Raw genomic sequence first — 25583 nt, 5'->3', positions numbered from 1 at the left:
TGTTGACGCGATGTGAGTCCGGGCTCAGTTGCCGGCCTGAGCGACCGGCGGACGGTCTTTGCGGTAGGCGTTTTTCACCGCGATCTTGCCGTCACGGAAGGTGAACACGTCGACCATGCGTGCCTCGATGCGCGTGCCATCGGCCTTGGTGCCGCTGAAGGTGGATTCGCTGACCCCGCGGTCGCCGTGAACGAAGTGATCGCCGTCGAGCCAGGCGGCGTCGGGGAAGGTTTGCCAGGCGAGCTGGAAGCTTTCGCGCACCGCTTCGCGACCCTTGAACGTACGGCCGAGCAGGTCGGGGCCGGCCACGGCATGGAATTCGCAATCGTCGGCCATGAAGCTCATCAGGGCGTCGATATCGTGGCGGTTCCAGGCGTCGCTGAAGGCCTGCAGAAATTCGGCAGTCACTGGGGTATTGGACATCTCGTTCTCCTAAGCAGTTCTGATGTTGTGGGTGGTCCGTGCTGCCGTGGCGGCCAACGCCACGCGGGAGGACCACTGCATTTGACGACTTCAGATTAGTGAGCTGGAGGGCGATGCAGTAGGGCCAGTTCGGTTAAATCGTTTGGGCCAGTTTGGGCCAGAAGGCGCCGCATGGTCGGCGGGCTGGCGGGCGACGCCGGGAGGGAAACAGGGCATGCCTGCTCCCCGGTGGCGATGGGGCGCGACCGGGGGCGAGGGAGGGGCGTGGCACCCGGCTCAGTGCGGGCGGGCCGGTTTCAGGCGGCGCAGGACCTCGGCCAGGGTGCGGACGCCGGGTTCGATCTTCTCGATTGGGATCGATGAGAAGCCCAAGCGGAAGCAGTTGCGGGGCATGGCGGTCTTCATGAAGAAGACGTTGCCAGGCTCGATCAGCACGCCGCTTTCTTCCGCGCGTTGGGCCAGTTCCTCGGCATCGAGCCAGTCCGGTCCGACGATCCAGCACGAGGCGCCGCCCGAGATCGGCACCGGGTGTACTTCGGGCAGGTGGCGTGCGAGCGCGTCGGTGAGCACCTGAGCCCGTTCCCGGTACGCCGCGGACAGCCGACGGTGGTGCGAATCGTAATGCCCGAGCGAGAGGAACAGGGCGAAGGCGCGCTGGATGTAGGCGGAGGGGTGGCGCAGCATCAGCCGGCGGATGCCGCGCAATTCGGCGATCAGCTCGGCAGGACCGACGATGTAACCGATGCGCAGTCCAGGGGCGAGGTTCTTGGACAGGCTGCCGACGTAGATGACGCGGTTGCTGCGGTCGAGGCTTTTCAGCGTCGGCGTGAGGTCGCCCTGGAAGCGGCTCTCGCTTTCGTAGTCGTCCTCGATCAGTACGAAGTCGGCCTCTTCGGCCATCTGCAGCAAGGCCTGGCGCCGCGCCAGCGGCATGGTTACCGTGGTCGGGCACTGGTGGCCGGGGGTGACGTAGACGTAGTCGCAGTTGTGCAGCGCGCCGCTGACCATGAGGCCTTCTTCATCGATCGGCAGCGGCAGCAGGTGGCTGGTGCGGCTGCCGAAGATGTTGCGCGCGTCCGGATAGCCCGGGTCTTCCACGCCGACCGGGGTGTCGGCACTCATCAGCAGGTCGGCCAGCAGGTAGAGTGCCTGTTGCGCGCCGACGGTGATGACGATCTCGTCGGCCGAGGCCCACACGCCGCGCCGCGGCAGCACCCGGGTGCGGATTTGCTGCACCAGTAAATCGTCATCGCGCAGGATCATGTCTTGCGCCCACTCGTGGATGTCGAGCACGCTGAGCGCCTTCAGGCTGCACTCGCGCCAGTCGGCGGTGGGAAACAGGATGGGGTCGTACTGGCCGTAGATGAACGGGTAGGGATAGTCCTGCCAATTGGCGCGCTTGACGATGTTGCGCTGCCGGGTGGGACGGAACACGAAGCGCCGCTCCCAGTCGGGGCCGTTGGCCGGGGAACTGTCGTGCGGGGCGGTCTGGGCGGGGAGGCGCCCGGCGAGGATGTCGGCGTTGACGAAGTAGCCGCTGCGCTCGCGGGACACCAGGTAGCCTTCGTCGACCAGCTGTTGATAGGCCAGCACCACGGTGTTGCGCGCCACGCCGAGCTGGGCCGACAGCTCGCGGCTGGAGGGCAGGGGGATGCCGACCGGTAGCTGGCCGTCGAGGATGGCCGAGACTAGCATCTGGCGAATATTGCCTTGCAGACTCATGCCGCTCTTCGCATGTTGTTGGAAAAGCTGGTTCCACATGGTGCCGGTCAACTTGGTGCTCATCGTTCCTTCTCTGTGACGGTGCCGTTTCAACATATCACCCTGCTTATAGACTAAGTGATTGTCCGCCGTTTGGCGATGGCCGCCCCGCGGAGGCGGCGTCACCCATGTTGCGGGTGACTCGGCGTGCCGTCAGCGTGCGGCGAGGATGGCGCGGGCCGCTTCGTCCGGTGCCGGGGCATCGAACAGTCCGCCGATGACGGCCAGTATGTCGACCCCGGTTTGCCAGGCGAGCGCGGCGTTGGCCGGGGTGATGCCGCCGATCGCCACACACGGTACGTCCAGCGGCGGCAGCGCGGCAAACAGCGCGAGCGGGGCGGAGACCGCCTCCGGCTTGCTGCGAGAGGGAAACAGCGCGCCGAAGGCGACGTAGCTGGCGCCGTTGCCGACCGCCTGCACCGCCAGCGCCGGCTGGTCGTGGCAGGTGGCGCCGATAATGGCGTGCGGCCCGAGGCGCTGGCGTGCCGCGCAGATGCTGGTGTCGCTCTGCCCGAGGTGGACGCCGTCGGCGCCGACCTCTTCGGCCAACCCTACGTCGTCGTTGACGATGAACCAGGCGCCGTGTTGGCGGCACAGCACCTGGATGGCTGTGGCCTGCTCCCGGCGCAATGCCGTATCGCGGGATTTGTTGCGGTACTGCACCAGGCTGGCACCGCCCGCCAGCACCGCTTCGACGCGCGACAGCAGCCAGGCGCTGTCGCTGGTGTCGGGGGTGACGGCATAGAGCCCGTCGAGCCAGATCGTGCGTGCGGGCCGTGGCGTGGCGTTATTCACCGTGGCGAGCCCTCTCATCCGCCGCGCGCCGGGGCGATCATGCCGCTGGTGGGCGAGCTGGGTTCGGCGCTGTAGAGCTTGCGCGGCATGCGCCCGGCCAGATACGCCTCGCGCCCGGCCAGCACGGCGTGTTTCATCGCGCTCGCCATGTGCACTGGCAGGCGGGCGTGGGCAATCGCCGAGTTCATCAGCACCGCGTCGCAGCCCAGCTCCATGGCGATGGCGGCGTCCGAGGCGGTGCCGACCCCGGCGTCGACCAGCACCGGCACCCGGGCGTTGTCGATAATCAGGCGCAGGTTCCACGGGTTGAGGATGCCCATGCCGGAACCGATGATCGAGGCCAGCGGCATCACCGCCACGCAGCCGATCTCCTCCAGGCGCTTGGCCTGGATCGGGTCGTCCGAGCAATAGACCATGACGTCGAAGCCTTCCTTCACCAGTGTTTCCGCCGCCTTGAGCGTTTCCGGCATGTTGGGGTAGAGGTTGCTCGGGTCGCCCAGCACCTCGAGCTTGACCAGCGTGTGGCCGTCGAGCAGCTCGCGCGCCAGACGCAGCGTGCGCACCGCGTCCTCGGCGGTGTAGCAGCCGGCGGTGTTGGGCAGCAGGGTGTACTGCGATGGCGGCAGCACGTCGAGCAGGCTCTGCTCGCCCGGATGCTGGCCGATGTTGGTGCGGCGAATCGCCACGGTGACGATCTCGGCGCCGGCGGCGTCCACCGCTTCGCGGGTTTCGGCGAAGTCCTTGTACTTGCCGGTGCCGACCAGAAGGCGCGAGGAATAGGTCTTGCCGGCGATGATGAGCGGGTCGTTCATGTCGAGTTCCTTCGGTAACGGGCGGTCGTCAGGCAGTGAGTGGCGGGCTCAGCCGCCCCCCACCGCGATGATGATTTCGAAACGGTCGCCCTCGGCAAGGCGGGTGTCGTCGTAGCGGCTGCGCGGCAGGATGTCGCCGTTGCGCTCAATGGCGACGCGCCGCCCCTGCAGCTCGAGATGATCGAGCAGCTGGCGCACCGTGAGCGGGGTGGCGAGCTCGGTCGGCTCGCCGTTGACCAGGACGGTAGGCATGTGGGTATCTCCAGTGGGGTGGGGGTACGCCGGGTGGCGAAGCCGGGCTTCGGCCAACCTTGGCGGCACCCGCGCTCAGATCTTGTCGTACAGCTTGGCGCCGCCCTTGACGAACTCGATCGCCTTCACCTCCATGCCCTTCTCCAGCGCGTCCTGCTCGGAGATACCCTGCTGCTCGGCGAACTCGCGCACGTCCTGGGTGATCTTCATCGAGCAGAAGTGCGGGCCGCACATCGAGCAGAAGTGCGCCACCTTGGCGCTGTCCTTCGGCAGCGTCTCGTCGTGGAACGAGCGCGCGCGGTCCGGGTCGAGGCCGAGGTTGAACTGGTCTTCCCAGCGGAACTCGAAGCGCGCCTTGGACAGGGCGTTGTCGCGGATCTGCGCGCCCGGATGGCCCTTGGCGAGGTCGGCGGCGTGGGCGGCCAGCTTGTAGGTGATGATGCCTTCCTTCACGTCGTCCTTGTTCGGCAGGCCGAGGTGCTCCTTCGGCGTCACGTAGCACAGCATCGCGGTGCCATACCAGCCGATCTGCGCCGCACCGATGGCCGAGGTGATGTGGTCGTAGCCCGGCGCGATATCGGTGGTCAAGGGCCCCAGGGTGTAGAACGGCGCCTCGTGGCACCACTCCAGCTCCTTGTCCATGTTCTCCTTGATCAGCTGCATCGGCACGTGGCCCGGGCCTTCGATCATCACCTGCACGTCGTGCTGCCAGGCGATCTGGGTCAGCTCGCCCAGCGTCTTCAGTTCACCCAGCTGCGCCGCGTCGTTGGCGTCCCACACGCTGCCCGGACGCAGGCCGTCGCCGAGGCTGAAGGCCACGTCGTAGGCCTTCATGATGTCGCAGATCTCCTCGAAGTGGGTGTAGAGGAAGTTTTCCTTGTGATGCGCCAGGCACCACTTGGCCATGATCGAACCACCACGCGACACGATGCCGGTCATGCGGTTGGCGGTCATCGGCACGTAGCGCAGCAGCACGCCGGCGTGGATGGTGAAGTAGTCCACCCCCTGCTCGGCCTGCTCGATCAGCGTGTCCTTGAAGATCTCCCAGGTCAGGTCCTCGGCCTTGCCGTTCACCTTCTCCAGCGCCTGGTAGATCGGGACGGTACCGATCGGCACCGGGCTGTTGCGCAGGATCCACTCGCGCGTCTCGTGGATGTTCTTGCCGGTGGACAGGTCCATGATGGTGTCCGCGCCCCAGCGGATGCCCCAGGTCATCTTGTCCACTTCTTCGCTGATCGACGACGTCACGGCCGAGTTGCCGATGTTGCCGTTGATCTTCACCAGGAAATTGCGGCCGATGATCATCGGCTCGGATTCCGGGTGGTTGATGTTGTTCGGGATGATGGCGCGGCCGGCGGCCACTTCCTGGCGCACGAACTCCGGGGTGATCTCGTCGACCAGCCCGGCGCCGAAGCTCTGGCCCGGATGCTGGCGCGTCATCAGTTCGACGAGGCGCGCGTTCTTGCCGCCGGCGCTCTTCAGGCTCTCAATGTAGGCCTGGCGGTTCAGGTTCTCGCGGATGGCGATGTATTCCATCTCCGGCGTGATGATGCCCTTCCGGGCGTAGTGCATCTGCGTCACGTTACAGCCCGGCTTCGCCTTACGCGGCTGGCGCGTCAGGTTGAAGCGCAGGTCGGCCAGTTTCGGGTCGGCCTCGCGGGCACGGCCGTACTCGGACGACAGGCCGGCGAGCTGCTCGGTGTCGCCGCGCTCCTCGATCCAGGCGGCGCGGATGGCCGGCAGGCCGGAGCGGATGTCGATCTTGGCATCCGGGTCGGTGTAGATGCCGCTGCAGTCGTAGACGTAGATCGGCGGATTTTTCTCGCCGCCGAACTGGGTCGGGGTGTCGGCCTGGCTGATCTCGCGCATCGGCACGCGGATGTCGGGACGCGAACCTTGTACGTAGATCTTGCGGGAATTGGGCAGCGGCTGGATGGCGGCTTCGTCCACCACCATCTCGGTGTTCAGATTGGTTGGCGCGTTCATGGTCATCCTCGTTTATTTACTTATCAGGCACCGAAAACTCGGCTCAGGTACACCACCAGCAGCATGTAGCCGGCAATGAAGACGGCCTCGCTGCTCATCAGCACGATCGGCTTCCAGCCCAGTTCCGCCAGCTTCTCCAAGGAAGTCTTGACGCCGAGGGCGGCGATCGAGGTCACCAGGCACCAGCGCGATACGGTCGAACTTGCTTCCACCAGTTGGTGGGACAGCCAGCCCATGCTGTTGAGCACGGCCAGCCCGGCAAATACCACCAGGAACAGCGGCAGGATCGGGGTCTTGCTGCCGGCTGTAGCGGTTTTCTTGCGCTCGGCGTGGAAGGTCAGCGCCAGGATGACCACCACCGGCATCAGCATGGCGACGCGGAACATCTTGGCCAGCGTGGCGGCATCGCCCACTTCCGGCGAAATGATCAGGCCGGCGCCGACCACCTGGGCGACGTCGTGGATCGAACCGCCGAGGAACAGCCCCGCTTCCGCCGTGGTGAGGCCGACGTTCTTGACGATCAGCGGGTAGAGCACCATCGCCACGGTGGAGAAGATCGCGATGCCGATCGCCGTGAGCAGGGTATAGCGCTCGTTTTCCCGCGTGGCCGGCAGGGTGGAGGAGATTGCCAGGGTGGCCGAAATGCCGCAGATGCCGGTGCCGCCGCCGGAGAGCAGCCCCAGCATCGAGGGCAGGCCGAGTAGACGCGCCATCAGGATGCCAAAGCCGATGGTCAGGCCGACCGCGCCGATCAGCGCGCCCACCCCGACCAGGCCGAGGTCGCTGACGTCGCTGGCGACGATGCGCGCGCCGAGCAGGGCCACGCCGAAGCGCACCAGCTTCTTGGCCGACAGCTCGATACCGGGCTGGCATTTCTCGGAGTCGGCCAGAAAGTGGAAGGCGATGCCGATGAGCAAGGCGTAGAGGAATTGCGGGCCGCCGTAGTGCTCGGACACGAAGGTGGCGGCGACGGCGATGACGCCGCAGAGCATGACACCGGGAAGGAGGGCCCGGGTCTGGGCGAACATCACAGGCTGGGCGAGACTGCTGGGGGGAATCATCGTGTGGGTCTCCGGTGATTGACTTCGGTTTACCGCGCTGTATCCGGCCCATGGCCAAGCGGCTGAGGGGAACGGCCCGGCGGGGACGGGGCTGGCACGCGCGTACTGCCTGAGCTGGCTAGTGTGAAAATTACAAAAAACGGTACAAAAAATTCCGTATATTGTTTTTTGAAAAACTATAAGCCGGCCAATCAAGGAGTGCAATAGTAAATTTCAAATTTCGGTACAAAATGTACTGATATTTTATTTTGTGGGGAAAAGGCAGCGGGCCGCCGAGGAGGTGCCGGCGGCCCGCTGGAAGGGGAAGGGTTAGAGCTTGGTGCAGTCGGTCGACGCTTCAGCCAAGGTGATGGCCGGGGCATTCCGGCGGCAGATCTGACGCACCACGTAGCCCACCAGCAGGATGCCGAGGCTGGCCACGCCCAGCAGCAGCGGCGTGCGCTGATCGGGGATGAAGGCCATGGCCACCACGATGCCGATCATGCCGGCGATGGCGAGGTAGGTCAGGTAGGGGTAGGCCCACATCTTCACGCGCAGGCGTTCCGGGGCCTCGCGTTCGAGGCGGGCGCGCAGGCGCAGCTGGGAGATGGCGATCAGGATGTAGACGAAAATCGCCACCGTGCCGTAGGAGTCGACCAGGAAGGCGAACACCGTGTCCGGCGATACGTAGGACATCACCACCGCCGCGTAGCCGAACAGCGTGGCGAACAGGATGGCGCGCACCGGCACGCCGTTGCGGGTCAGCTTGGCCAGCGATTTGGGTGCGTCGCCACGCTTGGTCAGGGCAAACAGCATGCGCGACGACGCGTACAGGCCGGAGTTGAGCGCCGACAGCACGGCGGTCAACACCACGGCGTTCATGATCTGCGCCGCGGCCGGGATACCCATCGCGTTGAGCGCGCTGACGTACGGGGTGGCGATGCCGGGTGAATTCCACGGCACCAGGCAGACCACCAGCAGCACCGAGCCGACATAGAAAACCAGCACCCGGGTGATGACGGAGCTGGTGGCCTTGGCGATGGCTTTTTGCGGCTCGGCGGTTTCCGCGGCGGCGATGGTGACGATCTCGGCGCCAAAATAGAAGCCGGTTGCCGCCACCGCCCCGGTCAGCACCGGCACCCAGCCGTGCGGGGCAAAGCCGCCGTGCGCGGTCAGGTTGCTGACGTTGAAGCTCGCGCCCGGCCACATGCCGAACACGTACAGGCTCGCCAGGAACAGGAACACGACGATGGCGCCGACCTTGATCGAGGAGAACCAGAACTCGAATTCACCGAACGACTTCACCGAGATCAGGTTGGTCAGGGTGAGCGTCACCAGCAAGGTCAGACTGATGATCCAGGTCGGCATATCGGGCAACCAATAGTGCACCAGGTTGGCCCCGGCGACCGCCTCGAGCGCCACTACGATGACCCAGAAGTACCAGTACATCCAGCCGGTGAGGAAGCCGGCCAGTTCGCCCACGGCCGGGCGGTCGTGCCAGGCCTCGCGGGCGTATTCATAGAAGGAGCCGCCGCTAGGCAGGGCGACAGCCATTTCTCCCAGCATGCGCATGACCAGGACCACAAGCAGGCCGGTGAGGAGGAAAGAGAGAATGGCGGCGGGGCCGGTGGCCTTGATCACCACGCCGCTGCCGACAAACAGACCTGCGCCAATCACACCACCGAGTGCAATCATGGTCATGTGGCGCTGCTTCAGGCTGTGCTGGAGCCCGTTTGAATGCTGCTGGTTGCCTATCACTTTGATATATCTCTGTATTTCTTTATTGTAGGACGCCACGGTTTGTTGAATTGTAAGGGTATGGCTGGGCGCGAGCGCCGCCACCCATTCCGTGGTCGTTCAGGGTCGTGTGCTGTCCGTGCTCCCTGACAGTGGAGGCATCCGGGCAGCCTGGTGGGTTATCTCGGTTTCGGTTCACCTTTCAGAAACGATGATGTCGCCGCGACTATGAGGCAGGGCGGACCGTGAGGCGTACACTGCCTGCGACACGGCCCGCTTGTCTTCACTTTTTCGCGTCAGCGCGGTTGTTGCTCACACGTAATCCTTGTACTTGTCGAGGAATCGTACCGGCTTGGAGAGGGCATCGCGGCGGAAGGGATCGCCCAGCTCACGGGTGCACATGATCTCGATGATGCAGGTCTTGCCGTGGTTCATCTGCAGGTCGATGGCCTTCTGCAGGGCCGGGCCGACATCCTCGAGACGGTCGACGGTGATGCCCTCCGCCCCCATGGCGCGGGCGATCGCGGCGAAGCTCTGGTTGTCGAGCTCGCCGGCGACGAAGCGGCGGTTGTAGAAATCGACCTGGTTCTTCTTCTCGGCACCCCACTGGCGGTTGTGGAACACCACGGCGGTGACCGGGATGTTGTGGCGCACGCAGGTCATGGTCTCCATCAGGCTCATGCCCCAGGCGCCGTCGCCGGCGTAGGAGATGGCCGGGCGATGTGGCGCCGCCACCTTGGCGCCGATGATGGTCGGGAAGGCATAGCCGCAATTGCCGAAACTCATCGCCGCGAAGAAACTGCGCGGCTTCTCGAAGCGCAGGTAGCTGTTGGCCACCGAATTGATGTTGCCGATATCGGTCGACACCATCACATCCTCCGGCATCGCCTTCTCCAGCTCGCGCAGCACCTGGCGCGGATGCAGGTAATGGCCGCCGTTGAAGGTGCGCTCCTGGGCATTCTGCTCGATCATGTCGAGGCTGAACGGATCGCGCTCGTGCGTCCACTCGTCCAGCTCCTTCTCCCAGGCCGCCTTCTCGGTCGCGATCTTGTCGGCGCGCTCGGCGCGGGTCGCATCGCAGGCCAGGGTACGGTTGGCCAGACGCTGCGTCAGCGCCACCGCCGCCGCCTTGGCATCGCCGCAAATGCCCACCGAAATCTTCTTCACCAGGCCCAGCATCTTGTTGTCGGCGTCGATCTGGATGATCTTCGCGTTCTTCGGCCAGTAATCCATGCCATGCTGCGGCAGCGTGCCGAACGGCCCCAGGCGGGACCCCAGCGCCACCACCACGTCGGCCTGGGAAATCAGCTTCATCGCCGCCTTCGAGCCCTGGTAACCGAGTGGACCGCACCACAGCGGATGGCTGGCCGGGAACGAATCGTTGTGCAGGTAGCTGTTGACCACCGGCGCCCCCAGGCGCTCGGCCAAGGCCTTACACTCCTCGACGGCATCGCCCATCACCACGCCGCCGCCGGAAATGATCACCGGGAACGTCGCCTGCGCCAGCAACTCCGCTGCCTCGTTCAGGCTCTGCTCGCCACCGGCCCCGCGATCCAGACGCGAGGGTTTGGGGATCTCGGCGGTAATCTCGCCGTAGAAATAATCGCGCGGGATATTGAGCTGGGTCGGGCCCATCTCGCTCATGGCGCGGTCGAAGCAGCGGCCGGTGTACTCGGCCATACGGGCCGGGTGCGTGACATGCCCCTGGTACTTGGTGAATTCCTGGAACATCGGCAACTGGTTACACTCCTGGAAGCCGCCCAGGCCCATCGTCATGGTGCCGGTCTCCGGGGTCACGATCACCACCGGGCTGTGCGCCCAGTAGGCGGCGGCGATGGCGGTGACGCAGTTGCTGATACCGGGGCCGTTCTGGCCGATCACCACGCCGTGGCGGCCGGACACGCGGGAATAGCCATCCGCCATGTGGGCGGCGCCCTGCTCGTGGACCACCGGGATCAAGCGGATGCCGGCGGGGGCGAAAATATCCATGGCATCCATGAAGGCCGACCCCATGATGCCGAACATATCGGTCACGCCATTGGCCACCATGGTTTCGACGAAGGCTTCGGAAGGGGTCATCTTGGTGGGGCCGACGGGCACCGTACGGTTGGCTTGCTCGCTCATGCTGACTAGTCTCCTGTGGGTATCATCTCAAAACCGGTACGAAATATTCCGATATGTGAGACAAGACTCAACTCTAGGAGGGTGTATGCGGCAAGTCAACAACAAATTTCGTAAAACGATACTTGTTGTATCAAAAACAGAAACTGAACTATGATGGAAACGCCATGAACGACACACCACAGACCCCGAAGAGCGAACCGGCCCGGCTCGATGGCGACACGCCGACGCTGCGGCTGTTCGCGTTGTTGGAAGTGATCGCGGAAAAGGACCAGTTCTTCACGCTGCAAGGACTGGTGGAAGAAACCGGGCTGCCCAAGCCGACGCTGCACCGCATGCTGCAGCAACTGGAAAGCGCCGGGATGCTGCAACGCGACGGCGACGGGCGGCACTACAGCACCGGGGTGCGGCTGCGGCGCATGGCCGAGAACCTGCTGCTCAACAACACCGTGCACGGCGCGCGCCACGCGGTGCTGCGCCAACTGGTGGAAGAAGTGGGCGAAAGCTGCAACATCACCGCGCTGTCGGGCAGCGAAGTGCTGTACCTGGACCGGGTGGAAACCCCGGCGCCGCTGCGCTTCTACCTGCACCCCGGCTCGCGGGTGCCGGCGCACTGCTCGGCGAGCGGCAAGCTGTTCCTGGCGCAGATGAGCCCGAGCCAGCGGCGCCGGCTGCTGGAGCACGTGCCGCTGGAACGCTACACCGCGAAGACGCTGACCGACCTGGGGGCGCTGGAGCGGGAGATCGAGCGGGTGAAGCGGGACGGCTACGCGGTCGACGACGAGGAATTCCTGCCGGGGCTGTTCTGCCTGGCGGTGCTGGTGCCGACGCCGGGGGGCAAGTCCAACACCGGGATCGCGATCCAGGCGCCGGTGCTGCGGCTGACGCCGGACAAGGCGCTGCAGCTGCTGCCGGCGTTGCAGCGGGCGGCGGCGGCCTTGGCCAAGATCGAGGCCGAGGCCATGCCCGAGGCGCGGGAGGGCGAATGAGGCCTGCTTTGCCGCCTGCCCGCCGCCGGCTTGCCGCCACCTGGCCCGCCCGGCTGACCGCCGCTCGGGGGCGCCAGGGTGCGACGATTATTTGACCCACGCCGCGCAGCACGTCGCGGCAACCACTGGAGAGCTCCCGTGACAGACATCAGCCAGATTCAGCCCGACCGCATGGTCTCGGTGCGCGAGGTATTCGGCATCGATTCCGACCTGAAAGTGCCCGCCTTCAGCGAGCGCGACGACCACGTGCCCGAGGTCGACGAGGCCTATCGCTTCAACCCGGACGTGACGCTGGCGATCCTCGCCGGCTTTACCCGCGACCGCCGCGTGATGGTGCAGGGGCTGCACGGCACCGGCAAGTCCACGCATATCGAGCAGGTCGCCGCGCGCCTCAACTGGCCGTGCGTGCGCGTCAACCTGGACGGCCACATCAGCCGCCTCGACCTGGTCGGCCGCGACACCATCGTGCTGCGCGACGGCCTGCAGGTCACCGAATTCCAGGAAGGCATCGTGCCCTGGGCGCTGCAACGCCCGGTGGCGCTGATCTTCGACGAGTACGATGCCGGCCGCCCCGACGTGATGTTCGTGATCCAGCGCATCCTCGAGCGCGACGGCAAGTTCACCCTGCTCGACCAGAGCCGGGTGATCCGGCCGCACCCGTATTTCCGCCTGTTCGCCACCTCCAACACGGTCGGGCTTGGCAACCTGTCCGGTCTGTACCACGGCACCCAGGTGCTCAACCATGCCCAGATCGACCGCTGGAACATCGTCGCCACGCTCAACTACCTGTCGCGCGACGAGGAGATGGCGATCGTGCTGGCGCGCGTTCCCGCCAAGGACAACGCGCAGGGGCGCCAGCTGGTGGCGTCGATGGTGGCCGTGGCGGAATTGACGCGCAAGGGCTTTGCCGCCGGCGATCTGTCGACGCTGATGTCGCCACGCACCATCATCAGCTGGGCGGAAAACTGCGAAATCTTCCGCAACCCGGCGCTGGCCTTCCGCCTGTCCTTCCTCAACAAGTGCGACGAGGCGGAGCGCCCCATCGTCGCCGAGTACTACCAGCGCTGCTTCGGCGTCGAACTGGACGAATCCTGGATGCTCACGGCGGGGGCGCAGTAATGGCCAGCCGGCAGCAGAATGCCCAGCGGCAGCAGCAGATCGAGGAGCTGTGCGCGGCCGCGATCCGGGCGCTGACCGGCGATGCGGCGCTGCACTACCGCGGCGGCCGGCTGCATCGCGCGACGCGGGCGCTGCCGGTGCACGCCCCCCATCTGCGCGTCGACCCCGGGGCCGACGACTTCGTGGCCTGTCGGGCGGCGGCCGACGGCATGGCGCTGCGCCTGCGCCATTCCGATGCCGTCCTGCACCGCAGCCTATGCCCGGAGGAGCCAGTCGATCGTCTGATCTTCGAGCTGCTGGAACAGATGCGCGTCGAGACCCTGGCGCCCGCCGACATGCCGGGCATGGTGCGCAACCTGCGCCAGCGCTTCGAGGACTGGTCGCGCGCGTTCTACCGTTCCGGGCTCACCGAGGGCGAGGCCGGCATCCTGCTCTACACCGTGGCGCAGATGTGCTGGTCGCGCCTCAACGCGCTGCCGGTGCTGCACGAGACCGAGGATTACATCGAGAGCACCCGCTGGTCCCTGGTGTCGGCGCTGGGCAGCGCGCTGGCCGGCATCCGCCGTCAGCGCCACGACCAGGCCGCGTTCGCCCCGCACGCGCTGGAGATCGCCCGCATCGTCGGCGACAAGGTGCGCGCCAACAGCGCCCAGCCGGGGGAGGGGGAGACCGGAGAGGCGGCCGAGGGCGACGTCCGTGCCGCCTTCGCGCTGCTGCTCGACTTCGACCAGGACGAGGGGGGCGACGGCATCGCCGCCGCCGTCAGTGGCGCCAGCAAGGTGTTTGTCGAGGCGGAACAGGCCTACCGCGTCTACACCACCCGCTACGATGTCGAGCTGGCGGCCGGCACGCAGGTGCGCCGGGCGCTGCTGGAGGAGTACCGCGAGCGCCTCGACCGGCGCGTCGCCGCCCAGGGCGTCAATATTCCGCGCCTGGCGCGCCTGCTCGGCGCCGTGCTCGCCGAGCCGCGCCGCGACGGCTGGCGCTTCGGCGAGGAGGAAGGGCAGGTCGATGGCCGCCGCCTGTCCCAGCTGATCACCTCGCCGGCCGAGCGCCGCCTGTTCCGCCGCGAGCAGTTCAAGCCGGCGGCGGACTGCCAGGTGAGCGTGCTGGTGGATTGCTCGGGCTCGATGAAGACGCATGTCGAATCGGTGGCGACCCTGGTGGACATCCTGCTGCGCGCGCTCGAGATGGCCGGCGTCGGCACCGAGCTGCTCGGTTTCACCACCGCCGCCTGGAACGGCGGCCGTCCCTACCGCGAGTGGATGAGCCGCGGGCGGCCGCGCCACCCCGGCCGGCTCAACGAGGTCTGCCACCTGGTGTTCAAGGACGCCGAGCGCAGCTGGCGGCGCGCGCGCCGTGACATCGCGGCGTTGCTCAAGGCCGACCTGTTCCGCGAGGGGATCGACGGCGAGGCGGTCGACTGGGCGTGCAACCGCATGCTGGCGCGCGGCGAGGCGCGGCGCATCCTGGTCGTGATCTCGGACGGCTGCCCGGCCGACGGCGCGACCGGGCTGGCCAACGACCCATTCTACCTCGACAACCACCTCAAGGACGTGGTCGCGCGCTGCGAGCAGCAGGGCGCCGTGGAGATCCTCGGCCTCGGCGTCGGCCTCGACCTCAGCCCCTTCTACCGCCGTTGCCTGGCCACCGACATGACGCGCGGGCTGGACAACGAATTGTTCTTCGACATCGTGCAGCTGTTCGGCGGCCGCCACCGGCGCTGAAGCGCGCGCCGGAAAGGAACACCCGGACACTGCACCGCATCGACCGACGAGGCCCCACGACAATGACGATCAAGGTCATCGATTTCAGCCAGGACGACGGACAGCGCGAGAGCAGACGGCTCGCCGACCTGCCCGGCCGCGTCGTCGACGGCGACCCGCGGCACCAGAGCACCACCTTCTTCGAGAACCTGGCCGGGGATTTCATCGCCGGCACCTGGACCAGCACGCCGGGCCGATGGCATGCGTTCACCGACCGCGACGAGTTCTGCTACATTGTCAGCGGCCATGTCCGTCTGATCGCGGCCGACGGCAGCGCGCAGACCTTCCGCACCGGGGACGCATTCCTGATCCCGGACGGTTTCCGCGGTTACTGGGAGGTTATCGAAACCACGACCAAGCACTTCGTCATCCGGAGCTACACACCCGGCTGACCGCGCCGGGCGACGGTCGTCCGTCGCCCGGAAACACTCGACAAGGGAGCACCGACAATGGCCAAGACCCGCATGGTCACGCAGTTCGGCATGGGGACTTCGATCCGCAGCCAGGACTACACCCAGGCCGCGGCGCGCGCGATCCGCGACGCGCTGTGGCACAACTCGCTCAACGTGGCGACCGCCTTCGGCTTTCCGCGCGAGGCGATGCTGATCGACGTGGAGATCGGCGTGCAGAAACCCGAGGCGGTCGACACCACCGTCCTGCTCGACATCTTTCCCTACGGCCAGCCCACGATCCGCGTCGTGCGCGGCGGCCTCGACGTCTGCAAGCCCGATGGCAGCGATCCCACGGTGATCGCCAACGCCGCCCTTGTGGTGTCCTTCGACATGGAGCGCAGCGATGACTGAGAAACGCATCATCCTCGAGATGGGGACCGGCAACGACCTCTACGGCGGCGACTACACCAAGGCCGCCTGCCGTGCGGTGCAGGACGCCCTGCACCATTCCTCCATCGTGCTGTTCAAGTCGCTCGGCTACGACCACCGCGACATGCGCGTCCAGGTGACGATCGGCGTGCAGCAGCCCGACAAGGTCGATGCCGCGGTGGTCGCCGCCACGCTGCCGCGCGGGCGCGCCGAGGTGAAGGTGGTGTTCGGCGGGCTGGACGTCCACGACCCAGTGCAGGAGACCACGCACGTGATCGCCACCGCGGCCGTCGCCGCGCTGCTGCCGGTCGAGCCCGGGGCCTGGCGCCTGAGCGCGCCCGCGCAGGCCTGAACGCCGCCGTCCGACCGCGGTTGCCCGCGGGCTTACGCGTGCGTACCACCGGGGCCTCGACCGCTGCCAGCAGGGTCCGGTCCGCTTCGTCGAGATGGAGCCCCCGGGCTTCGAGCCGGCCGAGCGTGTCATCGAGCTCCCAGGGCGCGGCGAGCAGGCGCTTGCGGCCATTGCGGAACTGCACGTGGAGCCAGTAGGCATCCGTTTCCGGCGAATGCCGCAGGTAGAGGCGCGCGACCTCTTTCGGCGAGGACAGCGCCGTCGCCAGCACGCTCTCCTTCTTGGTACGCCCCCTGAAGTAGGAGATCGCCAGAAAGGCGGCAAGGTCCACGATCTGACAACAATTCGCTCCCCGACCTTCCCGGGCTGCAGTTCCGAACGGCCAAAATGGCTGTCTCGGAACGGTAAGACTAGTTTTCGCTGGCCGGCGCGTAGGCCCCCGCAACAGATCAAGGTGCGAACAGAGGGCAGCACGGCACGAAACCGCCGCCCTCCGATCCGAACTGGACTGAGAGGCTTTCATGAGAATTGGCAACCTTCAACTTAACTGGCTCCGAACCTTCGAAGCGGCCGCTCGGCTTCTGAGTTTCTCGCTTGCAGGCGAAGAACTGCACCTGAGCCAGTCAGCCGTCAGCCAGCAGATAAAGCTGCTGGAGCACAAGCTCGGCAAGGACCTGTTCCTGCGCCAGACGCGCTCAGTCCAACTGACCACCGAGGGGCGCGCCCTTCTTGATGTCGTCAGGGAAGGGCTGCAGCGGCTAAATTCCGGCATGAACAGCATCTTCAGCTCCTCGGCCGACGGGGTGCTGGAGCTGCATGTGAACAACACCTTCGGCGAACTGTGGCTGGCGCCGCGCATCGGCCGCTTTATCGCTCACCGGCCGCAGCTGTCGGTGCGCATGCTGCAGACGAACTGGGATCTTGAATACCAGGCGGCCAATACCGAGCTGGAGATCCGCTACGGCAATGGCAGCTGGCCGGGTTTCGAGACCCGCAACCTGCTGCCGCATACCTTGCGGCCATACTGTTCGATCGCCCACGCCAACCGGCTGCACCGCGCCGAGGGCTTCGCGCATATGCCGCTGATCGATGTGCTGGGCACACCGAATGGCTGGCTCGACTGGAAGCGTGTGTACCACCCCGAGGCGGCCGAGCGTCCGGCACGCATCCATGTCGACAGCTACGCCATCGCGGCCAGCATGGCCATCGAGGGCATTGGCGCCTGCCTGCTCTACGACGACTTCGTGAGCGGCTCGCGGCTGGAGCCGTTCCTGGTGTGCCCCTTCGACGCGCCGATCAGCTGCGACGCCGGGTATTACCTGACCTGGCGCAGCGACAAGCCGCTGTCAGCCGCCGCCATCGAGTTCTGCGCCTGGCTCGACCTCGAGCCGCCCTTCGGCCCAGGTTAACGGCCGAGCGCCACCCCGCACGCAGTGGCGGGGTGGCGCTCGGGGCGTTCGGCGTGCCGTTGCGCGGCCTACATTGCCGGTGGCCAGACAAAGTCCGGGCGCAGGCCGGCGTGCACCGGCAGACCGTCGTCCGGCGCGGGGGCGGCCGGATCACGGTTGGCGTGGTAGGTCGGTGCCGGGAAGCCGGGCGGGTAACCCATCAGTGCGGGAATGACGCCGCGAATGCGGCCGAGCTGATCACCGATCATGATTGGCGCGCCGCAGCTGCGGCAGGTGGCGAAGACCAGCGGATTAGACGGGTCCTCGACATCAAACGGCTGGCGTTCGACCAGCTCGATGTTCTCGACCATGAGCTCGTCGTGATTGAAATAGGCCACCTGCGCCGCGGCCTGGCCAGTCCGGTGTTGCGTGGCGGCGCCATGGCAGATGTGGTTGTCGATGGGGGCGTGATCGGAATGGGTGCGGATGTGCGCGCATCCGCCTTCGAATGTGTATGACATGGGGTGTCCGTGGGTTGGTGAAATCGATGCGGGAGCCCGGCGGCTTAAAGCGGGTCGAGCAGCGGGCGTTGCTTGCGGAAGGCCTGCTTTCGGATGATCTTGCCGTCGCGCAAGGTGAACAGGTCCACGCTGTCCGCGTGATGGCGATAGCCGTCGGGTTGCGTAGCCACAAAGGTCGACTCCGACACGATGCGATCCTGGGCGAAGTAGTGCTTGCCGTTGATCCATTGCACATCGGGCATCGTGCCCCAGGTGGCTTCGAACTGCGCCATGACGGCTTGTTTGCCGACGATCCGGGTGCCGTGGGCGTCCGGCCCGGCCACGGTGTCAAACACGACGTCGTCATGGAAGTAGGTTTTCACGGCTTCGATGTCATGCCGGTTGAAGGCGTCGAACATGGCGTTCAGTTCTGCTTCGGTCATCTCAGTCTTCCTTGAATTGGGGGAGGGGTGGCGGCGCCGAGGCACCGCCTGGGGGATATGGCGCCGGCGCCATGCCGGGCTTACATCTGCCCTGCCTTGGCCGAGCGGAGCATGCGATTGACCGACACGATGTAGGCGATGCTCACGATGAAGAAGGGCGCGCCGACCACGATGGCCAGTGACTTGATCGCCGTGAATCCGCCGGTGAGCTGGAACACGATCCCGGTCAGGCCGATCACAACGCCCCACAGCAGGCGCATCGACACGCGGGGATTTTCCTCGCCGTTGGACACCTGCATGGCGACGAAGAACGAGGCCGAGTCCGAGGTGGTGACGGCGAACACGATGGTGCAGAACAGTACGGCCAGGCTCAGCCACCAGCCGTAGGGCATGGAGTTGAGCAGCATGTACACACCGGACTCCGGGTTCTTCTGGACGGCTTCCCACAGCGGCGCGATGTGGTTCACCTCGGTATAGCCGGCCGAGCCGCCCCACACGCTGAACCACACGATGGCCAGCACCATCGGCACCAGCGTGGTCCCGAACACGAACTCCCGCAGCGTGCGCCCTTTCGAGATGCGCGCGATGAAGCCGCCACAGAAGGGGATGTAGGACACATACCAGAGCCAGTAGAACACCACCCACCAGCCTAGCCACTCGCGCTGCTTGACGTTGCCCGCATCGCTCCAGAACGACATCGTCAGCATCGAGCCGAAGTAGTCGCCGAACTGCTGGGTCGTCAGGTTGAGCAGGTAGTGGACCGGCGCGTTGCCATACACGATCAGCGCCAGCACGATCAGCCCGGCGATCACCATGTTGGCCACGCTAAGGAACTTGATGCCCTTCTCGACGCCGGTGGCCGCCGAGGCCACGTAGGCCACGATCAAACCCATCAACACCACCACCTTGCCGAAGGTGCCCAGCTCGATCTCGAACAGCATCGAGATGCCGTAGCTGATGGAGGCCACGCCCAGACCGATCATGGTGGCGTTGCCGCCGATGGTGCCCAGAATGCCCAAGCCATTGGCCAAGCGGCCCCACAGGCTGCTGTTGCAGCGGTCACCGAGGATGCCGTACAGGCCGGTCGCCACGGTCAGCGGCTTGCCCAGGCGGTAGGCCGGGAAGGCAATCGCCCAGGCTGCCACCGCATACAGCGCCCAGCCATGCATGCCCCAGTCGAGCAGGGTGATCTGCACCGCCTTGGCAATACCGGCTTCCTTGCCGGCCGCGCCCATGTCAATCACATGCGGCGATTCATGCAAGTGGGTGAGAGGCTCGGCCACGCTGAAAAACACGAAGCCGATGCCCAGGCCGCAGCAGAACAGCATCGACACCCACGAGACGAACGAGAACTCGGGGACGGCATCTTCCTTGCCCAGCTTCAGGTCACCATACGGGCTGATGGCCAGATAGAGGCAGAAGAACAGCGTCACACCGACGCCTAACAGGAAGGCCCAGCCGAAGTTGAAGATCAGGAAATTGCGCACGCCCACCAGCCAGGTGCTGGTGCTCTCTGGCGCCAGCAAGGCGTAGGCCATGATGGCGACGTATACCGTCAGGACCGGCCAGAACAAGGTGCGGTCATAGTCGCCGAACAGCGATGTCGCCGACCCGCTGCGGGGCGGGCTGTGTATGAGTTCATGTTCCATTTTTGTCTCCTCTTGTAGATGCTCTTCCTGCACTTGGTACGGGCCCGTGTTGGCGGCGCCTTCTGGTGTGTCGTGCAGGTCGTACGGTGCTGCTGGTGCGTGTCGTTGAAAACTCTCGCCAGAACCGGCGCCGTGTGTGCGCCAAGTTTGAACTTCATTCTTCGCAAATCGGTGGCCGTCGACAAACCTTGAAATGCTGGTCGATGGATCAGTAAGGCTTATGCCTCAATCGGCGCGGTCGATTTATTGGGCGGACGGATGTACCAGACTGGGCGCCCCACCCCGCCAGATCAGACGAACCGGTCGCGCAAGGAGAAGTAGGTATAGAGCACGTGCTGGCCCAACCGCCTGATCGGCCGCAGCGGATGGCTGGGCAGCGGCGAGCTGAAGATCGGCAGGTCCGCATCCGCCAGTCGCTTGCCGGCAATCAGCGCTGCCAGCTGTTTCGACGCATAGGCGGAAAACGACACCCCGTTGCCCGAGTAGCCCTGCGAGTAGAACACCTGCTGCTTCGGGTCGGGCTGCACCACGCGCGGCATCATGTCGTGTGAAATATCCATCCAGCCATGCCAGAAGAAGGGCGTCTCGATCCCTGCCAGCGCCGGGAACTTGCGCGCAATCGCCTCCTGCACCACGCGCAGATGCTTCGGGTTCTCGGCATCGCCACCGCTGATCGCGCTGCGCGTCCCGATCTGCAAGCGCTTCTCGGGCAGGTAGCGGTAGTAATAGCGCAGCTTGCGAGTGTCGGTCGTCAGCAGCGTCGAACGAAAGCCGCAGGCCGCTACCTCGTCATCGGTCAGCTCGCGCGTCACTACTGAGTTGGCCATGATCGGCATCACCTTGTAGGCGGTCAACTTGTGCAGGTTTGGACTGGTGTAGCCCGCCGTGCAGACGCCCACCGCTTTCGCCCGTACGGTGCCGCCCGGCGTGCGCAAGTGATGCACACCGTTTACCGTCGTCCAGTTCTGTACCGTACTGCCGGTGTGGATGCGCGCCCCCAGCCGGCGCGCCACGCGCGCATAGCCATAGGCCAGCTTCAGCGGCTGCACCGCAATGCCCACCGGCTCCAGCATGGCGCCCTGGCACTCCTGGTCGCCAATGTACTCCTTGAGTACCGTGTCGCGGGTCAGCAGTCGGGTCTTGTAGCCCAATACCTCATTGCACAGGCGCGACTCGGCCACCAGCCCGGCCATCGCCTTGGCACTGTGGGCGATCAGCAAATTACCTTCGCCATGCGGCTCGCAGTCGATCTCCACGTCTTCGGTCATCGCCCGGAACACCTCATAGCCCTCCAAGCTGTTTTTGTGCAGGCGGCGGGCCACATCCGCGCCCCACTTCTTCACCCACTGGCTGCGGCTCAGCCGCCCCCAGGCCAGGTGCCCCTGGCCGCCATTGCGGCTGGTGCAGCCCCAGCCGATCTGGTTGGCCTCGAGCACCACCGCCTTGATGCCATGTTCACGCGCCAGGAACAGCGCGGTCGCCAGACCGGTAAAACCGCCGCCGATAAGGGCGACATCGACGTCCATGTCGCCGCTGACCGGGCCATCGTCTTCCGGCGGCTCGCCAGCGTGATAGCGCCAGTAAGTGGGTGAGTAGTCCACCGCCGTGCCGGGGGATTCGGCATACAGCGGGTCATAGTTCGGATCGTAGGTTTGCGGAGACCGCATGAGCGTTTTCCTTTTTATGAGTGAGATCGCGCAGCCGCGCTTACTCTGCCGTGAATGTTCTAGCGACGCTCCGACGCTGAGGATCCGCACCGGTTATCTCACTCGATGCAGCCCCCTCACACATCTGAGCAGCCCTTAGAGGCGAGTCTTCCCGTTGAGTCCGTAAGCGGGCACCATGCGCCGCGTTTCCAGATGGCCCAACCCACAAGCCGGAATCGTGCTGCCTCGATGCGTATACTAAAGATGCAGTTTACGGACCACAAACGGTCAATTTCCGGTCAATGCATCACCCAGGCTTATGCATCAATAACTCATACGAATATCGAAGACTCCTAAAACCTCGGCGTGCGAGCCTCGCGTACGGTCACATTACGCGCATAGCAAGGCACCAAGGCCTCGCCGGGAACCGTTGTCAAGATCGTGGAGGACGCTGTCTCGTCAGTAATGTTGAGCGGCTGCACGCCCGCCGTCCTACTCGGAGCCTGCGTACCAACTCTGGAGCGAGGCGCTCGAGGCGAAGTTCCGCAGCCTGGGACTGTCGGCGCTGCCCGAATTCTATAGCGAGGCCGAGCAGCTCTATGACCTACCTTACCTGGAACCCCGCTCCGACGACGATGAGGCGCTGCCGCTCTCGCCGTTCTTCGCCCGGCCCGCGGCCGTCGCCCCGGCTGGCGCCGCCGTCGGCGGATTCGCCCGACCGCGCTGCACTTCTACTCGGGGACGCACTACTTCTGGCAGGCGCAGGAGATGTGGCCCGACCTCTACTGCCAGCTGCATCCGGACAAGGCGCGGGACATCGGCGTGGCGGACGGGGTGCGGGTGCTGATCGAGACCGCGCACGGCGCGATCGAGGCGCGCGCGTGGATCACGGCCGGGATCCGCCCCGACACCGTGTTCGTCCCGATCGGCTGGGACCAGACGCAACCGTTCCATCCGTGGCCGTCGGTCAATGCGCTGACCGCCGGCGCGCTCGACCCGGTGTCCCACCAGAGCAACCTCAAGCTGCACCTGTGCGGGGTGCGTGCCGCCGCGTCCTGATAGGATTTGCCTTCAACCGGCTAAGGTCGTAGGGTCGCCTTGCCCTGCGACAAGCACGGTCTGCGGCTCCCCGCCTCGTTAGCCGATCGAATGCCAAGCCATATGAATGGTCTGCGGGCGCACCGGCTTAGCGCATCAGGCTTTTTTCAGCCTGCAAGGCCATCTTTCAACAGCTCCTGTCCGATACGCTGCACCTCGCGCACCAGCAGGTCCAGATCGGCACGCGTCGTGCGGTGGTTGGTGATGTTCACGCGGATCGCGGTGCGCCCGTTGACCTGCGTGGTGGACGGCGCGGCGATGCCCTGGGTCTGCAGCTGCACCACGATCTCGTCGTTTAGTGCGTCGGTGGTTTGCGCGTCTTGGCCTTCGATCTTGTAGCGGAAGCAGCAAATGTTCATGGCCACCGGCGCCACCAGCGTCATCTGCGGGCACGCGCTCACTAACTCGCCCAGGTAGGCGGCCTGGTCGCAGTTTTGTGTGATCAGCGCCCCGAGCTTGGCCGTGCCGTGCTCGGCCAGCTGGGCCCAGACCTTGAGTGCGCGGAAGCCGCGCGAGAGCTCTGGTCCGTACTCCACCGGCCAGGGATTGCCGGCTGCCAGCCCGCGTGATGCGCCTTTGAGGTATTCCGGGCGCTCTGAGAAGGCGCGGCGGTGTGCTTCTTCGGAGCGCATCAGGACGAAGCCTGCGTCGTAGTTCACGTGCAGCCACTTGTGGAAATCAAATGCCAGCGAGTCGGCGCGCTGCAGCCCGGTCAGGCGCGGACGCAGGCGCTCGCTCAGCACGCCCAGGGCGCCGAACGCACCGTCGATGTGCAGCCAGAGCTGCTCGGCCTGCGCGATGTCGGCCAGGGTCTCCAGATCGTCGATGGCACCGACGTTCACTGCGCCTGCCGTACCGACGATGAGAAAGGGTGTGAGGTTGGCCGCCCGGTCTTGCGCGATGGCGGTTTTGAGTGCCTCGGTGTCGATCTCGAAGCGCTCGTTGACCGCGATCTTGCGCAGGGCGTCCGAGCCCAGGCCCAGGATGTCGAAGGCGCGGGCCACGCAGGAATGGGTTTGCGCCGAGGTGTAACCCACCAACTGGCCCCGCGAGGTCTTTTGCAGCCCGGTCTTGCGGCTGCTGAAGTCAAAGCGGCGGTCGCGCGCCGCTTTTAGGGCAATGACGGTGGCGATCGATGTGCCGCTCACGATCAGGCCGCTGGATGTCGCGGGAAACTGAAACAGCTCGCGGCACCAGTTCACCACCTGCTTTTCCACATGCATCGCGCCGTGGTCGCGCCCGCCGAGGTTGGCATTGAGGGCGGCGGCGGTGATGTCGGCCATGAGGTTGCCAGGTGTCCCCGATCCATGCACCCAGCCAAAAAAACGTGGGTGGGTGTTGCCCACGCCGTAGGGCAGCAAGGCTTCCATGTGGGCCTGGGTGGCTTCTGGCCCGATGCCAGCTCTGGGCAAAGGTACTTGGTAGTCCGCTTGCAGCTCAAGTGGCAACGGGGTCCAGACTGGGCCTTCCCGGTAGTGCTCCATGCGGTCGACCGCAGCGTCCAGCAGGCGGTGGGCTTGGGCACGAAAGGCTTTCCAGTCGGTGGGGTCCAGCGTCTGCTCGGGCGCAAAGGTCGGGTGTTGGGATGGATTCATGGCTTGTCTTTCAGATGTTCAACCGCCGGGCGGGTGGGTGGCCGCAGTGGTGGCGGCTACGTGCACGATTTGGCCGATCAGGCGACAGTCGTCGGGCGTGAGCGAGAGCGGGGTGCGCAGATCGAGCAACTGGCTAAGGACGCGTTGTGACTGAGGGAGCGGCGCTTGTTCCGGCAGGTATTGCCAGTGACCGAAGTGGCTGGTGAATGCCGTGGGCACGCGCAAGCCAAACCACTTGAGGTACAGACCGCGCGCCGCGCACTCGGTCAGAAAACGTTCAATCTGCGCGGGCGACAAATCGAGCGAGAACTGGATCGAGCTGGGCACGAAATCTTCGCGCGCATCGCGTACCGGCAGCGAGACCTGGGGCACGCTGGCAAACGCCTGGGCCAGGTCGTCGTAGATGCGCCGCCAGCGCAGACGCCGCTCGGGCAGCAGCGCAATTTGTGGGCGCAGCAGGGCTGCAGCCAGATTGGACATGCGCATGCTGAAGTTGGGTGTGATGTAGCGCCAGCGCTCGAACACCTCGGCCGGTGGGCGCAGCACATGCTGGTCGTACATCATGTAGCAGCCCGACATCAGAATGACCTGCGCAGCGATGTCATCGTCGTCGGTGACCAGCAGGCCGCCTTCGCCGGAGTTGATGTGTTTGTAGGTCTGGCTGCTGTAGCAGCCGATGCGGCCAAAAGTGCCGGTGTGCTGGCCGTCCCAGCGCGCGCTCATGGTGTGGGCGCAGTCTTCGACCAGGGCGATGTTGTGGCGCTCGCAGATGCCCTGCACGGCGCGCAGGTCGGTGATGTGGCCACGCATGTGCGAGAGCAAAAACACGCGCGCTCCGCTGCTGGCCGCCTTGCGTTCCAGATCGGCCAGGTCGGTGGTGTAGTCGTCCTGCGTTTCGACCAGCACCGCTGACGCACCGGCGTGCGCAATTGCGCCGGGCACCGGGGCGAGCGTGAAGCTGCTGGTGAGCACCTTGTCGCCAGGTTGCACGCCCAGGGCCTTGAGCGCCAGGAACATGGCCGCGCCGCAGGAGTTGACGGCCACGCAATATTTCGCGCCTACGTAGGCTGCGTATTCCTGTTCCAACAAAGAGGGCTCGGGTGTGCCGGCGCCCTGTTCGCCGTAGCGGTGCAGGCGGCCGCTGCGCATCAGCGCCACGGCTTGCTCGATGGCGACTTCGGGAATGGGCTCGGACTCGCTCAGGTCCTTGCCGAACCACAAACCGTCGGCGGCGCGGGTGGTGGTGGTGGTGGTGGTGGTGGTGGTGGTGGTGGTGGTGGTGGTGTTCAT

Annotated in this window: 23 protein-coding genes; 8 read left to right on the top strand and 15 right to left on the bottom strand. The window is 65.6% G+C overall.

All coding sequences use genetic code 11. The features are described 5' to 3' along the window. Positions 1 to 24 precede the first annotated feature (24 nt). The 9 genes from PSEMAI1_RS0114450 to xsc all read right to left on the bottom strand — a co-directional run bounded on the left by PSEMAI1_RS0114450 (position 25) and on the right by xsc (position 10930). Entirely contained in the window at positions 25 to 423 is a 399-nt protein-coding gene (locus PSEMAI1_RS0114450; protein ID WP_024303571.1) for a nuclear transport factor 2 family protein, read from the bottom strand. Between the two features lie 276 nt (positions 424 to 699). Next, entirely contained in the window at positions 700 to 2208 is a 1509-nt protein-coding gene (locus PSEMAI1_RS0114445) for a PLP-dependent aminotransferase family protein (protein ID WP_024303570.1), read from the bottom strand. Positions 2209 to 2337: 129 nt separating this feature from the next. Further along, the gene (thiE, locus tag PSEMAI1_RS0114440) at positions 2338 to 2997 is read right to left on the bottom strand and encodes a thiamine phosphate synthase (protein ID WP_232219924.1); all 660 of its coding nucleotides are present in this window, start codon (positions 2995 to 2997) and stop codon (positions 2338 to 2340) included. Next, entirely contained in the window at positions 2994 to 3791 is a 798-nt protein-coding gene (locus tag PSEMAI1_RS0114435; RefSeq protein WP_024303568.1) for a thiazole synthase, read from the bottom strand. The genes thiE and PSEMAI1_RS0114435 overlap by 4 nt, the downstream gene beginning before the upstream one ends. Before the next feature lie 48 nt (positions 3792 to 3839). After that, a complete protein-coding gene (gene thiS / locus PSEMAI1_RS0114430) occupies positions 3840 to 4043 on the bottom strand; it encodes a sulfur carrier protein ThiS (RefSeq protein ID WP_024303567.1) in 204 nt (67 codons plus the stop codon). A gap of 75 nt (positions 4044 to 4118) precedes the next feature. Next, on the bottom strand, positions 4119 to 6029 hold the full coding sequence (gene thiC, locus PSEMAI1_RS0114425; RefSeq protein ID WP_024303566.1) for a phosphomethylpyrimidine synthase ThiC: 1911 nt from the start codon (positions 6027 to 6029) through the stop codon (positions 4119 to 4121). Positions 6030 to 6052: 23 nt separating this feature from the next. Further along, positions 6053 to 7090 carry a YeiH family protein gene (locus PSEMAI1_RS0114420; protein ID WP_024303565.1) on the bottom strand — a complete coding sequence of 346 codons (1038 nt, stop codon included), beginning with the start codon at positions 7088 to 7090 and terminating at the stop codon, positions 6053 to 6055. Between the two features lie 309 nt (positions 7091 to 7399). Next, a complete protein-coding gene (locus tag PSEMAI1_RS0114415; protein WP_232219923.1) occupies positions 7400 to 8770 on the bottom strand; it encodes an amino acid permease in 1371 nt (456 codons plus the stop codon). Between the two features lie 348 nt (positions 8771 to 9118). Beyond that, positions 9119 to 10930: a sulfoacetaldehyde acetyltransferase gene (gene xsc / locus PSEMAI1_RS0114410; protein ID WP_024303542.1), complete on the bottom strand. Its 1812-nt coding sequence runs from the start codon at positions 10928 to 10930 to the stop codon at positions 9119 to 9121. A gap of 164 nt (positions 10931 to 11094) precedes the next feature. On the opposite strand from xsc, the gene PSEMAI1_RS0114405 reads away from it, so the two are divergent. From PSEMAI1_RS0114405 to PSEMAI1_RS20965, 7 genes are all read left to right on the top strand, one after another. Continuing rightward, the gene (locus PSEMAI1_RS0114405) at positions 11095 to 11916 is read left to right on the top strand and encodes an IclR family transcriptional regulator (protein ID WP_024303563.1); all 822 of its coding nucleotides are present in this window, start codon (positions 11095 to 11097) and stop codon (positions 11914 to 11916) included. 138 nt (positions 11917 to 12054) lie between these two features. Next, positions 12055 to 13035, top strand: coding sequence for an AAA family ATPase (locus tag PSEMAI1_RS0114400; RefSeq protein ID WP_024303562.1), 981 nt, complete (start codon positions 12055 to 12057; stop codon positions 13033 to 13035). Continuing rightward, the gene (locus tag PSEMAI1_RS0114395) at positions 13035 to 14762 is read left to right on the top strand and encodes a cobalt chelatase (protein WP_024303561.1); all 1728 of its coding nucleotides are present in this window, start codon (positions 13035 to 13037) and stop codon (positions 14760 to 14762) included. Before PSEMAI1_RS0114400 ends, PSEMAI1_RS0114395 begins: the two co-directional genes overlap by 1 nt. A gap of 62 nt (positions 14763 to 14824) precedes the next feature. Next, a complete protein-coding gene (locus PSEMAI1_RS0114390; protein WP_036986308.1) occupies positions 14825 to 15193 on the top strand; it encodes a cupin domain-containing protein in 369 nt (122 codons plus the stop codon). A 57-nt stretch (positions 15194 to 15250) separates the two neighbouring features. Beyond that, positions 15251 to 15604, top strand: a complete 354-nt coding sequence (locus PSEMAI1_RS0114385) for a Lin0512 family protein (protein WP_024303559.1) — start codon at positions 15251 to 15253, stop codon at positions 15602 to 15604. Beyond that, a complete protein-coding gene (locus PSEMAI1_RS0114380) occupies positions 15597 to 15974 on the top strand; it encodes a Lin0512 family protein (protein WP_024303558.1) in 378 nt (125 codons plus the stop codon). The genes PSEMAI1_RS0114385 and PSEMAI1_RS0114380 overlap by 8 nt, the downstream gene beginning before the upstream one ends. Positions 15975 to 16495: 521 nt before the next feature. Continuing rightward, positions 16496 to 17383 carry a LysR family transcriptional regulator gene (locus PSEMAI1_RS20965; RefSeq protein WP_024303557.1) on the top strand — a complete coding sequence of 296 codons (888 nt, stop codon included), beginning with the start codon at positions 16496 to 16498 and terminating at the stop codon, positions 17381 to 17383. A 68-nt stretch (positions 17384 to 17451) separates the two neighbouring features. Here PSEMAI1_RS20965 and PSEMAI1_RS0114370 read toward each other — a convergent pair whose 3' ends face one another. From PSEMAI1_RS0114370 to PSEMAI1_RS0114355, 4 genes are all read right to left on the bottom strand, one after another. Further along, entirely contained in the window at positions 17452 to 17883 is a 432-nt protein-coding gene (locus tag PSEMAI1_RS0114370; RefSeq protein ID WP_024303556.1) for a hypothetical protein, read from the bottom strand. Positions 17884 to 17927: 44 nt separating this feature from the next. Then, positions 17928 to 18305 carry a nuclear transport factor 2 family protein gene (locus tag PSEMAI1_RS0114365; RefSeq protein WP_024303555.1) on the bottom strand — a complete coding sequence of 126 codons (378 nt, stop codon included), beginning with the start codon at positions 18303 to 18305 and terminating at the stop codon, positions 17928 to 17930. 80 nt (positions 18306 to 18385) lie between these two features. Continuing rightward, complete coding sequence (locus PSEMAI1_RS0114360; RefSeq protein WP_051460231.1) at positions 18386 to 19954, bottom strand: BCCT family transporter; 1569 nt, start codon at positions 19952 to 19954, stop codon at positions 18386 to 18388. A gap of 290 nt (positions 19955 to 20244) precedes the next feature. Continuing rightward, complete coding sequence (locus tag PSEMAI1_RS0114355; RefSeq protein ID WP_024303553.1) at positions 20245 to 21621, bottom strand: FAD-binding oxidoreductase; 1377 nt, start codon at positions 21619 to 21621, stop codon at positions 20245 to 20247. Between the two features lie 687 nt (positions 21622 to 22308). Here PSEMAI1_RS0114355 and PSEMAI1_RS0114350 point away from each other — a divergent pair. Beyond that, entirely contained in the window at positions 22309 to 22659 is a 351-nt protein-coding gene (locus PSEMAI1_RS0114350; RefSeq protein ID WP_369793198.1) for a molybdopterin dinucleotide binding domain-containing protein, read from the top strand. Between the two features lie 146 nt (positions 22660 to 22805). Here PSEMAI1_RS0114350 and PSEMAI1_RS0114345 read toward each other — a convergent pair whose 3' ends face one another. Together PSEMAI1_RS0114345 and PSEMAI1_RS0114340 are read right to left on the bottom strand one after the other, a co-directional pair. Beyond that, complete coding sequence (locus tag PSEMAI1_RS0114345) at positions 22806 to 24293, bottom strand: pyridoxal-dependent decarboxylase (protein ID WP_024303551.1); 1488 nt, start codon at positions 24291 to 24293, stop codon at positions 22806 to 22808. Positions 24294 to 24311: 18 nt separating this feature from the next. Further along, the gene (locus tag PSEMAI1_RS0114340) at positions 24312 to 25583 is read right to left on the bottom strand and encodes a DegT/DnrJ/EryC1/StrS aminotransferase family protein (RefSeq protein WP_156943151.1); all 1272 of its coding nucleotides are present in this window, start codon (positions 25581 to 25583) and stop codon (positions 24312 to 24314) included.

This window comes from Pseudogulbenkiania sp. MAI-1 (assembly GCF_000527175.1).
Taxonomy (GTDB): Bacteria; Pseudomonadota; Gammaproteobacteria; order Burkholderiales; family Chromobacteriaceae; genus Pseudogulbenkiania.
Note: the sequence above shows the minus strand (reverse complement) of the source record. Positions and strands in the feature narration are given on the sequence as shown.